12 protein-coding genes are annotated in these 11,820 nt (G+C 41.4%); 1 reads left to right on the top strand and 11 read right to left on the bottom strand.

The window, feature by feature from the left end; genetic code table 11:
* The first annotated feature begins 39 nt into the window (after nt 1-39).
* A complete protein-coding gene (gene hypF / locus F1737_RS02160) occupies nt 40-2,259 on the top strand; it encodes a carbamoyltransferase HypF (protein ID WP_317137142.1) in 2,220 nt (739 codons plus the stop codon).
* A gap of 91 nt (nt 2,260-2,350) precedes the next feature.
* Here hypF and F1737_RS02155 read toward each other — a convergent pair whose 3' ends face one another.
* From F1737_RS02155 to F1737_RS02105, 11 genes are all read right to left on the bottom strand, one after another.
* Entirely contained in the window at nt 2,351-4,990 is a 2,640-nt protein-coding gene (locus F1737_RS02155) for an aminotransferase class V-fold PLP-dependent enzyme (protein WP_317137141.1), read from the bottom strand.
* Between the two features lie 287 nt (nt 4,991-5,277).
* Nucleotides 5,278-6,033 carry a formate dehydrogenase accessory sulfurtransferase FdhD gene (gene fdhD, locus F1737_RS02150; protein WP_317137140.1) on the bottom strand — a complete coding sequence of 252 codons (756 nt, stop codon included), beginning with the start codon at nt 6,031-6,033 and terminating at the stop codon, nt 5,278-5,280.
* A gap of 168 nt (nt 6,034-6,201) precedes the next feature.
* Entirely contained in the window at nt 6,202-6,585 is a 384-nt protein-coding gene (locus tag F1737_RS02145; protein WP_317137139.1) for a response regulator, read from the bottom strand.
* Between the two features lie 179 nt (nt 6,586-6,764).
* Entirely contained in the window at nt 6,765-7,445 is a 681-nt protein-coding gene (locus tag F1737_RS02140) for a hypothetical protein (RefSeq protein WP_317137138.1), read from the bottom strand.
* 215 nt (nt 7,446-7,660) lie between these two features.
* Nucleotides 7,661-8,404: a response regulator gene (locus tag F1737_RS02135; RefSeq protein WP_317137137.1), complete on the bottom strand. Its 744-nt coding sequence runs from the start codon at nt 8,402-8,404 to the stop codon at nt 7,661-7,663.
* Between the two features lie 233 nt (nt 8,405-8,637).
* The gene (rpl12p, locus tag F1737_RS02130; RefSeq protein ID WP_317137136.1) at nt 8,638-8,937 is read right to left on the bottom strand and encodes a 50S ribosomal protein P1; all 300 of its coding nucleotides are present in this window, start codon (nt 8,935-8,937) and stop codon (nt 8,638-8,640) included.
* 43 nt (nt 8,938-8,980) lie between these two features.
* The gene (locus tag F1737_RS02125; protein ID WP_317137135.1) at nt 8,981-9,829 is read right to left on the bottom strand and encodes a 50S ribosomal protein L10; all 849 of its coding nucleotides are present in this window, start codon (nt 9,827-9,829) and stop codon (nt 8,981-8,983) included.
* The gene (locus tag F1737_RS02120; protein ID WP_317137134.1) at nt 9,829-10,473 is read right to left on the bottom strand and encodes a 50S ribosomal protein L1; all 645 of its coding nucleotides are present in this window, start codon (nt 10,471-10,473) and stop codon (nt 9,829-9,831) included. Before F1737_RS02120 ends, F1737_RS02125 begins: the two co-directional genes overlap by 1 nt.
* 64 nt (nt 10,474-10,537) lie before the next feature.
* Entirely contained in the window at nt 10,538-11,011 is a 474-nt protein-coding gene (locus tag F1737_RS02115) for a 50S ribosomal protein L11 (protein ID WP_317137133.1), read from the bottom strand.
* Nucleotides 11,012-11,129: 118 nt separating this feature from the next.
* Complete coding sequence (locus tag F1737_RS02110) at nt 11,130-11,606, bottom strand: transcription elongation factor Spt5 (RefSeq protein WP_317137132.1); 477 nt, start codon at nt 11,604-11,606, stop codon at nt 11,130-11,132.
* A 31-nt stretch (nt 11,607-11,637) separates the two neighbouring features.
* Nucleotides 11,638-11,811: a protein translocase SEC61 complex subunit gamma gene (locus F1737_RS02105; protein WP_317137131.1), complete on the bottom strand. Its 174-nt coding sequence runs from the start codon at nt 11,809-11,811 to the stop codon at nt 11,638-11,640.
* Between the last annotated feature and the right edge of the window lie 9 nt (nt 11,812-11,820).

Here is an 11,820-nt window from a genome sequence, read left to right as displayed (position 1 = left end):
CATATTTTCAGTTGGAAAGATTTCCGGGCAGAGCAGTTTATGCGAAACAGCGGACAGATAATCATTAAGGGAATAGTTCAGGGAGTCGGATTCAGACCTTTTGTCTATTCACAGGCCATCAGATTCAATATATCGGGAAATGTCAAAAATCTTGGTAGTGAAGTGAGGATAAACGCTTTTGGAGATAATTTTGAAGATTTTTTATGTGCGGTCTCTAAAGGAACACCACTTTCAAAAATTGACAGCGTAACTGTTTTGGAAGTAACAGGAAATAATCCCGGTACGTTTTATATTGAAAAAAGCAGCAGAGGTGAACTAACCGGATTCATACCTCCCGATGTTGCAATATGTGATGACTGCATCTCTGACATTTTTCAAAAAGGCGGAAGATATGAAAATTACTGGGCAACATCGTGTGTAAACTGCGGACCGAGATACAGCATAATCTCTGACATCCCTTATGACCGTGAAAGAACTACCATGGACAAATTTCCAATGTGCAAAGAATGCCTGCTGGAATATGAAAGCCCAAAATCACGCAGGCATCACGCACAGACTATTGCATGCAGTTCCTGCGGACCCGGAATATTCCTGCTCGACAAAAAAGGAGAACAGGTTTGCACAGATGATCCTGTCAAACTGGCAGCATCGCTTCTGGACAAGGGCCATATAGTTGCCATAAGAGGGATCGGCGGATTTCATATATCCTGCATAGAATCCTCTGCCGGGAAGCTCAAGGAATGCCTTGGAAGAACAGAGCAGCCACTTGCAATAATGGCTAAAGAAACGGCTATCAATAATATCGCATATGTTACACCTGAGGACAAAGTCACCCTAAACAGTCCGGAGCATCCGATAGTTGTATTAAATAAAAAGGATCACGGGTCGCACCCTGATATCAGCAATATGAATACAATAGGGTGCATGCTTCCTTACACCGGACTTCACCATCTTTTATTTTCAAAGCTTAAAAATCCGCTTTTGATAATGACAAGCGCGAATGCCCCGGGAAACCCGATGGTTACCGAAACGGATATGGCTGTTCTTAAACTGAATAACTGTGTGGATTATTTTCTGACTCACAACAGGTTCATTCAAAACAGGTGTGACGACTCCGTTGTAAGAGAAGGATATATTATCAGGATGTCAAGGGGCTATGCACCAAAAAGAAAAGAGATTGACTTAGGTAATCTCTGCATACTAGGGACAGGGCCTGAATTAAACTCAAATATTTCAATATACAAATCAGGATTCTGCTATACATCACCTCATGTTGGAAATGTAAGAAACCCGCCAACCCTCAGATACCTTGCTGAGACTGTGGAAAATATAGGATCCCTTACTGGTGCGAATTATGATATTATCGCACATGACATGCACCCGCAGTTTCTATCAACAAAATTTGCAAAGGAGATGACAAAAGAGACCGGCGCAGAAACAGTTGCCGTCCAGCATCACAGGGCACATATTGCAGCAGCTGTTGCAGATAAACCCGACGAACCTGTTGTAGGAATTGCAACAGACGGTGTTGGTCTTGGCGATGACGGGAAAATATGGGGAGGAGAGATCTTTTCGGGAGTTTTGACAGACTTAAGGCGGGTAGCCCACCTTGAAAACGTGATGATGCCGGGAGGTGATCTTGCAACAAAATTCCCGGAAAGAATGCTTTACGGTATAATGCCTGAAGAAAGGGTAAAAGATCTTCTGATTTCACGCGGATGGGGGCAGATGGAGATCAATCTTCTTGAAAAACAGGTTGAAAAGAAATTCAATGTTGCAGAAACAAGCAGCACCGGAAGGATACTTGATGCTGCCTCTGCACTTCTTGGAATCTGTCGTGAAAAAACATTTGACGGGGAGCCTGCAATGAAGCTTGAGTCTGCGGGTGCATCGGGTAAACCTGATAAATGGGATCTAACCTATTACAAAAAAGACGGATGCCGGATATTCTCGACCAAAGACCTGATTCAGACAGCGTTTGATAAGACGGACTCTTCTAAAATACCTGATATTGCCGCATCATTTGAATATAATCTCGCAAGAGGCATAGCAAAAATGGCTGTTGATGCCGCAAACGAGGCAGGTATACATAAAGTTGCACTCTCAGGCGGTGTTGCATACAACCACCTATTTAGAGAAACCATAAAAGAGGAAATTATTAGTTCGGATCTTGAATTTATTATAAACAGCGATTATCCGTTAGGGGACGGATGCATCTCATTTGGACAATGTATCATTGCAGGAATGTCAAAAAGATGATATAATAAATTCTTATTTTTTGTAGCCACTCATGAGGTCAAAGCAGGGTATATATTCTGACATCTCCGGCTTTCGATCAAAAAATATAATTTTATTGTACAATTTCTTCAATTGTCGCAATTAAAAGATCAATTTCATGCATGGTATTGTACATGCCGATACTTGCACGGACAGTTCCTTCATTAAGCCCGAGATATTCCATCAACGGCTGACAGCAGTGAAATCCTGAACGCACCATAATATCTGCGTTTTCATCAAGTTCCTGGGCAATTTCATGAGGATGAAAACCCTCAACATTAAACGATACCACTCCGATACGATTCTCCGGGCAGTCCGGTGCATAAACAGTGACACCAGGTATCTTCTTTAATCCTTCAATAAGCCTGTTTGTGAGAGTCTCTTCGTATTCCCGGACAGCCCCCATACCAATCTTTTCAAGATAGTCCGCAGCAATCCCAAGACCAATTCCACCCGAAATATTCGGAGTGCCGGCCTCGAACCTTTTATAACCACTCTCTGCGGTGAAACCGTCTTTGGTAACAGACTCAACCATCCCTCCGCCAAGGAATAATGGTTCAATGGAGGGTTCTTTCATCCAGAGAACCCCCGTGCCTGTAGGTCCAAGCATCTTATGACCTGAAAAAACAAAAAAGTCGCATCCAATATCCGAGACATTCACGGGCATGTGGGGAACAGCCTGTGCACCGTCAACAAGAAGCTTAATCCCGTTTTCATGGCAGATTTTTGCAATCTCACAGACAGGTGTTACAACACCAAGTACATTGGACGCATAAGTCACGGCAACAAGTTTTGTTGAAGGGCAGATTACTCTCTTTAATTCAGAAAGGTCAGGGGAATAGGAAGAGTCTGTTCCTATTACATCAACAATAACACCCTGTTTTGAAAGCGCCCTCCATGGAAGAAGATTGGAATGGTGTTCAAGAACTGTCGTGACAATCCTGTCTCCCGGATTCCATGAGATACCCCCTGCAACCATATTTATCGCCTCAGTCGTATTTTTTGTAAAGACGGTTATGCCGTTTTCACCACCGATAAACTTTGCAACCTTTTCATGTGCATGCCAGTAGCGCTGGGAGGATATCTGGGTCAGACGGTGTACCCCTCTGCCAATATTTGCACGGTAATTATGTTCAAAATCAATTATGGCATCTACTACAGGTTCAGGTGAAAAACTTGTGGCCGCATTGTCCAGATAAGTGACATCCCCTAGAATAGGGAAATCCTTTCGTATCACCGATACATCGTAACCTGCCGGTTTTCCCAAAGCTGCCTCCTGCTCCTCAGGCCTTATCTTAATTACCTCAGGTTCTTTTGTCCTTATTTCCCTTGCAGGCCCTGTCTTTAAGGTGTAGTCGTAATTGATCTCTATACCTCTCTCTTTGCAAATCTCCCTCATTTTAGGAGGCAGTGCACGCCATCTCCAAAGTCCCCATTTTCTAAACTCTTCAGGGAGACCTTTCTTATCAGCCCACTGATCAAGAAACTGATCCCAGCGCTCTGCATAATCAGGATGCAGCATACGGAGGTCTTCATACTCACTCTCAAGCATAGCCGGACAGAGATAACATCCAATCCGCTCAAGACCTTTTTCATATAAGGGGTTAATTTCCAGATTCTGCCACCACAAATAGAGATAAACCTCAAGTGCCCTCCAGCTGCGAATCGGGGATATATTAAGCTGGAGAGGATTTGCAGGATTCTGGTTGGTCTCTTCAAGACCGGCACGGTTCCATGACTCATACCAGCGGTTGCCCTGTATGGTGACACAAGAGCCCACTTCAGAGAGATATACCTTGAGAGGATGCAGTTTTAAGAGTTTGCAGCACCAGCGGTTGTCTTTCGCAGGAGGTCCGGCTCTCTCCACCGCCTGCCAGAAATCCCCTCCCTTCTCAATAATTTCCACACCTTTTGAACGGACAAAGTCAATTGTCTCAGGAAATTCAAGCCCGGTATCGATGAAAAATGCTTTTGTTACACCTGCTTTCTTTGCAAGATGAAGAACGACTGTGCTGTCCTTGCCACCCGAAAATGATACATTTGCTGTGGGACGGTCATTGATATGGTCCTTTATGGTCCTGATTGCCTTATGTTCAAGGTGTTTTAGATGTTTTCTGTTCTTCTGGATAACATCTTTCCACTTTGGATCGGGGACTGTTACCGGTTCCACCGCGACAAGTTCCTTAACCTTTATTTTATTGTCTTTTATGATCCCTGTCCCAAATTTATTTTTATATTTTACAATGACCATTCCGTTTGGCATAGGGGATGTGAGCTGCAATCTTTTTCCGCCAACCCTCCCCATCCCTTTGGAATGGTCTGTATCAGTATAAAGATCAACAATGCCCTTAGTCACATGACTTAGGATGAAAGGCAGGGCTTCTACCGCAATATCAAATCTGTATTTTCGTTCAACCGGATCAAATATGAGCCAGCCCAGCCGCTCGCCGTTCATTATGGCAAGATCAGTCCTATCAGCGCCTCCGGATTTGTTTAGAAGTATTATACCGGATAATGGTACAGGACCAAATTTATCCCGGATAAGAGTTTTAATGAGCAAAAGATCCGCTGATAGAGCCGGCCTGAGCTCATAAGGCTTGAGCAGCTGAATACTTTTGGATTCACTGCCACAAGAGCATGTTTTTCCAAGAAGGGGAATATTGCACTTTTTACACCAGTATAATACTTTTTTTACAGGAGGGTCATGTATCATATCAATAAAAAGGGAGTTTTTGAGGGATAAGAGTAACGCTTATGCTGTTTTCAAAGAGAAAACTTTTTCAAAAAATAGACCTTCAATAATCAAAACAGAGTATATTTATCAATATTTTATTCAACAAAATGTTCTGTTCCAACAGATATATTTCAGTGGTAAGATCAAAAATTTTGCCTGGAAACTGTTTTGGAAAAAACAGATTTGCCAATTAAAAAATAGTATAGATATTCAATCACATTTTTAGAATTTTTCCAACATTTACCCATGGTCTGGAAATTTTTTAATCACATTTGCCCCACAATCCTGTGACCACCGGTATAAAGAATCATCTTCGAAGCGCTCACAAGACCGAGCAGAGTCATATCCCTTTCCAGTCCTATATCATATGCAAGTGATGTCGCTGCCCCACGGGAAACAATAACCGGTATCTGTGCATAAAGACATTTTCTGACGATTTCAGATGATATTCTCCCGCTTATTACCGCAAAGCATTCGTTCAGCGGAGTTTTTTTGAGAACTGCTGCTCCGATAGACTTGTCGAGCGCATTGTCTCTCCCGATATCCCCTGCTATTGCAATGGTATCTGATGCCGAAAAAATCCCTGCGTACTGAATCTCACCTGCACCTTTCTTTTCCTCAGATAATTTAATCTCAGAAACGGCATCCTGTATCCTTTTTGCCCCAAATATTCTCCCTTTTGGTGCAAAAGGAAGGCGTGAATAGTCAATAACAGTTGCAGTACCCCCACAGCCTGAAAGAACGGTTTTTTTAGAGAATATTATCTTTCTTGGATTTAAGGTGATGATGCTCACTTTGGTTCCATCCACCTGTACAGACTCTATCTCATCAGGATTATTGACAACGCTTTCGGTTACGAGAAAGCCGGTTGCATACTCTTTTAGCATTTCAGGACTTGCCATCGCAGTTACGGCCTGCCTTCCATTGACATAGATAGTGACCGGAACCTCAACAACCAGATCCTGTTGGGTTTCAGCCGATTCATCGGAATTAATTTTTATGCACCGGCGTTTATTATACATATTTTTCGTCTCTCCGATTAAGTTTCATTATTTCAAAATTAAAAGATCAATATCAGTATTATCATTTTAAAAAGTAATACCTGCCTATAGTGCAGAAATTTTTGAGATGAATTTTTAGGAAAGGTGTCTTATATGGCAAAAATAAACCAAATTAAGCGACTAAGAGATTTATTGATTAAGAACCCGATCAATAACTTTTTTCAGATCGGCTGAGCGGAATGGTTTTTTCAATGCACCGGAAAAACCAAATTCCAAAGGGTTTTCCATGGCACCCTGAACAGAGTCCCCGCTGGATATTATAACTTTAATATCAGGATCTATCTCCTTTAACGGACCTATGAGCTCTTTTGCTCCGAGATCTCCGGGAACGGAAACATCAAGGATTGATAGCGAAAATTTATTTCCTTTTTCGTATTCTTCTTTAAAAATTCTCAGTGCCTCTGTACCATTACCGGCACTGTATACCTCAAAATCCAACCTGCCAAGGAAAACTGATAGTATGTCAATAATAGGTGCTTCATCATCCATCAAGAGGATTTTTTTATCATTCATTGTGCCGCGACCTGTTTATTTGCTTTTGTCTGATTAAATTTATATTATAACAAACACTGATTAACCTTCAGGTTTGTCTTATCAGAATTAAAATCTCAATTGATTTTATCGATCATTATTATTTTTGGATTTGACTTATATTGAATGTTAGCATAAATGCCAAAAAAAATTTTTTTCAATTATTTTCTTTTTGAAAGAAAGATAAATCCGATTCCGGCAATACAAAGACCAAATATTACTGTAAACATTGAAACAGGTGATTTGGTTGGCTGTGTTTCAGGAGTCAGAGTTGAGTGAAGCTTTACTGTCTCACCTTTTGCAGGGTAATCGCTTACCTGTGCTGTGAATGAAGTGTAGCCGTCCATTTTTACAGTGTAGGTGGTGTAAGGAGTACCGGTTGTATAAACCTGAACTGTTAGTTCACCGTTTGAAATATCTCCCTTATAGTCATCATTGAAATAGACCTTTGCGCCATCAACATTGCAGTAAACAACGTAATATCCCATATCCCCGCCAATCAGTGTCGGTTCCGGTTCGGGCATCGGGTTTAATGTTGCATATACATCAACTTTTTCGCCCATTGCAGGATAATTCTTAATCTCCTCATTCCAGGTATTGTAGCCTGCCTTTTCAACATTTATCTGCTTGTAAGGTGTTGCTGTGGTATAAACAGGAACAGAGAGTATTCCGCTGACAATCTCACCCTTAAAATCATCGTCAAAATAAACAGAAGCCCCGTCAACATTACAATGAACATTAAACCATGCCTGGTCTCCGCCTACTGTCATTGCAGATGCCATCATAGGAACTAGTGCGATTAAAACCAGACAGGTCATTAGATATACTGATAATTTCTTCATAGAATCACTTCTTTTGTAATAAAGTTAGTTTAATCACTTTATTTATAAGATTATCTAATAATATTTCATAAATTTACGATTATCCTCAACATAAGCATATATTTTAAATAATCCTGAACAGAGAATTCAAACCTGATTTTGATAATATCAAAGAAAAAATACCTTAGAGCTTTTAAAATCTAAAAATATCATTTGAAAATACAGATAATGTCCATCTAATCACTTACATCAATAGACATCACACATATTTTTTTCCCAGGAATATATGAAGCATTCATACGAGCCGGATAAACAGAATCATTATTGCTGACAAATTTAAATTCACAATCTGATTTTGTTCTTTTTGCACTTTCACATATTTTTTCCAAAAATTCATGAATTTTACCATGATCCTCTTTAAAAACAAATGATTCCCAGTGCTTCAGCCCGTTTATAGATTCGACCTGGCAATCATATATTTTTCCCATCTGGTTGTTTGCACGGACTATTATTCCTTTTTTGTCGACCAAAACCATACATGTCCCTGTATTTTCAAAAGCAGCAGAAACAATTTCTTCAGTGCATCTTCTCTGTACAATATCCTCTATTTTATGGCACAATTCAAGAAGCTGACCTTTGGGATCATTTCCTTTTTGCAGGTAATAGTCAGCACCGCTGTTTAAAGCCTCTATTACCACACATTCATCACCCTTTCCCGTAAATATGATAAACGGAATATCGGGGCAGGGCAAATTTACTCCCGGATAGATCCCACGTATGGCTTTTAGAAATGAAATCCCATCAATTTCATCCATATCATAATCACATATTATCGCATCATAATGTTCGGACATTAATTTTTCAATACCCAAATTGGCAGATAATACGCAATCTACACTAATATGACCAAAATGTTCAAGATACATCTTCGTTACATCAAGAACAACCTGTTCATCATCAATCATCAAAACTCTGATCATATCCCCTCACAATGACCATTCTTTTTTTAGTTTACACATAATTTAAAAATATCTATATTTTTACAAAATTAATTGGCAATTACATTTATTATCCAACATATATAGGAAATTCTTAGATTAGGAAAGATAGAATTGTTCAAAAATTTGTATTTACAGAAGTGCAATTATCATATCCGCCGGCCTGATTAAACAGACAGGGAATATCAGGGTTCTTTAATTAATAAAAAAAAGTTTTATCCGAAGAGTGCTCCGAGACCAGCCATGCCGCCCTCTTCGTCTGCCTCTTCTTCTTCCTCTGCTGCTTCTTCTGCAGGTGCTGCCTCGGCTGCTGCTGCCGGTGCTGCTGCAACTGCTGCAACTGCTGATTTCTCAATTGCTTCTGCAATGTCAACGCCATCAAGTGCTGCAATAAGTGCCTTTACACGGTTGTCGTTAACTTCGATACCTGCTGCTCCCAGAATTCCTGTAACAGCTTCTTCAGTAATTTCCTTTCCTGCGTTGTGCAGAATAAGTGCTGCGTAGATGTACTCCATTTTTTTCACCTATGATTTAATATATAAATTTATTATTATTCACTCACTCGACAATGCTGTTTATCGCGAGTGCGTCCCTCTGTGCGCGTCCGATGATCAAATCAACAACATCTTTCTCATAGATTGCCGCTTCGACAGCCATATTTCTGGCTTCACGAACTGCCTTGCCAATAATTGCTTCAGCAGTTGTGGCGGTCGGATATGCTGCATTGACAGACAGGTTAAATGCCTGCTGTGCTGCGAGAACAACATTGTTGAAGTACTCTGTCTCATCAACTGCCAGTACACTTGGCTCAAAGAATGATCCTTCATAGAATGCAATCTGAAGGCTAAGACCTACATCGATTGGTCTGATGTCAAGTTTTCCAAGAACATCTGCCATCTTTGCGTTTATCTCTTCACCTGCTTTGACTACAGTCTTGGTGTCACGAATGACAACCTTACCACCTTCGATAGCTGCCGGGATTCCTGCCTGCTGTAAGGTACCTACAATAGGACCTGGCGGGAATGCGGTAGGACCCTTAGGAACAACAATGTCCTCAGGTGCAATGTCCCCTGCTTTGGCAACCATCTTGGTCATGGTATCCTGAAGTTTCTTGTAGAGCTTAAACGGATCTGCATCTGTATAAATCAATGCACTCTGTCCATCAAGGTATTTTTTTACACCTTCGATGTCACCGCCAAGTTCTCCAAATGAATGCTCAATGAGTGTATTCCTTGACATTTTAAGCACAGCGTTGCCGCGAAGATCACGGCGCATCTGCTGAAGCTGACTTGCAGGAATACCGTGAAGATCTACAAGACCTGTAAGCTTATATTCTTTGGAGAGCTCTTTGATCTGCTCTACTTCATCCTTCTTCCACTGCGGCAGGTGCGTAGTAAATAATGCCATTACATCAACCTCACTGCAGGGCCCATGGATGTCTTTACATATACTGAGCGAATGTTCATTGTTCCGCTTTCAAGGTTTCCCTCGACCTTTTTCATCACTGCATCAATATTCTCAGCAATATCTTCCGCAGACATTACAGTTGTTCCAACTGCGACATGGAATGTCTTTTTGTCCTTTGTACGGAATTTTACAGAATTGCGCAGACGCTCGATGATAGGTCCTGCATCCACCTGTGGCGGAACTGGTTGTGGCATTTTACCACGTGGACCAAGTCTGGTACCTAAATAACGACCAACAAGTGGCATCATTGCGGTTTCTGCAAGGAAGAATCTGTATTCATCAGCCATCTTTCTTGCTTCACGTGGTTCGCCTCCCAGACGCTCTATTTCCTCTGGCCCGATGATGAGATCAACATTTGCAGCTTTTGCCTGCGTGGTGATATCTCCCTTTCCGAGTACGGCAATTTTATTAACTTTTCCCGTACCTTTTGGCAGAATCATAGTCTCATCTATACGGTTTTTCGGCTGCGCCATGTCAATGTTCTTGAGATTTATGGATATTTCCAAACTCTCACGGAACTTTCGATCAGGCGCTTTCTCTATAGCCTCTTTTACGGCCTCTAGAATCTGGACCCTTTCAACCATCTTTTACCTCCATAGTTCAACGACCCTGAATTAACCGGATCTTCTATGGGTTTTCATAGTCTATTCATTCCAACTGGCTGTCGTATTCGCCTGAGTCAATAAGACCAAAGACTTCCTTTGGATTCTTACCATCAACTGTAACGCCAACACTGACACATGTACCAACAACTTCCTTTACGGCGCTCTTGATATCATATGAAAGCATGTCGTCAAACTTCATGCGTGCAATACGGACAGCAGCCTCAAACGGTAAGTCACCTACTTTCTGGAGATTGGGTTCGCCTGAACCTTTTTCAATTCCAGCCTCTTTTTTGATAAGAGCTGATGCAGGTGGAACACCAATGGATATTGTAAAGTTCTTTTTGTCGTCAACTTCAACAGTCACCGGCACCTGCATGCCGTTGAATTCTGAAGTTTTCTTGTTGATTTCATCAACAACTGCCTTTACATTTATCCCGAGTGGTCCCAATGCGGGCCCCAGTGGGGGTCCGGCAGAAGCCTTACCGCCGGGTACCAATACCTCGACTACTTCTCCCATTGTAATATCACCTTTCGCCAGTGCAGCAGGATTAAACCTGCCACTAAGCTTGGGTCTTAATATATTACTTCCAAGGTGACTTAAAAGTATCAATAAGTGTATGCAAAAAAATAGATGGTTAATCCTGCATCTTATCAATTACGCGCACATTATCTCCGCGCACAGTAATTGGAATCGGAACCATACTTTCGTAAAGCTCAACAGTGATTTCTTCTTTTGAGGTGTCAACGCGCTTGACAACTGCTTTTTCACCTTTGAAAGGCCCGGCAATAAGTTCCACAATCGTACCCTCGTCAATGCCGGATACAACAGGTTTCGGAACGAGGAAATGCTCGATCTCGTGAAAAGAGGTCTCCCCCTTAACAACGGCACGTGCATTGGGCACCATTTCACGCAATTGCTCAATGCGTGCAATAGGGTCAGGGCTTTCCACAAGTACATAACCCTTGAGTTCGTTAGGCGCCATTATTGCGACCACATGAATCTCATCATGATCTTCAAGCGCTTTTACGATATTGTCAACAACAGTCCTTTCCTGCTTTGCTGTTGTTTTTATTGCATAGATCTTGTTTACAGACTCATTTTCTTCGCTCATTTCAACAATCCTTTATAAAATGAAGATCTTTTTAGGGGAGGAGAAGCATGACTTCATAAATAATAAAGCCAATCAGACCGATTAAGGCAATACCTGCCGCCGCAACAAGACCTATTTTCTGGAACTCATCTCTTTCAGGCGTCCTTGCGAGTTTAAGGACACGCCAGTATTTTTTGAATAGTTCTTCATCCAATTTAAATGACATTTGTATTTA

Origin of the sequence: Methanoplanus sp. FWC-SCC4 (genome assembly GCF_032878975.1) — an archaeon.
Taxonomy (GTDB): Archaea; Halobacteriota; Methanomicrobia; order Methanomicrobiales; family Methanomicrobiaceae; genus Methanochimaera; species Methanochimaera problematica.
This window is presented reverse-complemented; position numbering and strand designations above follow the sequence as displayed.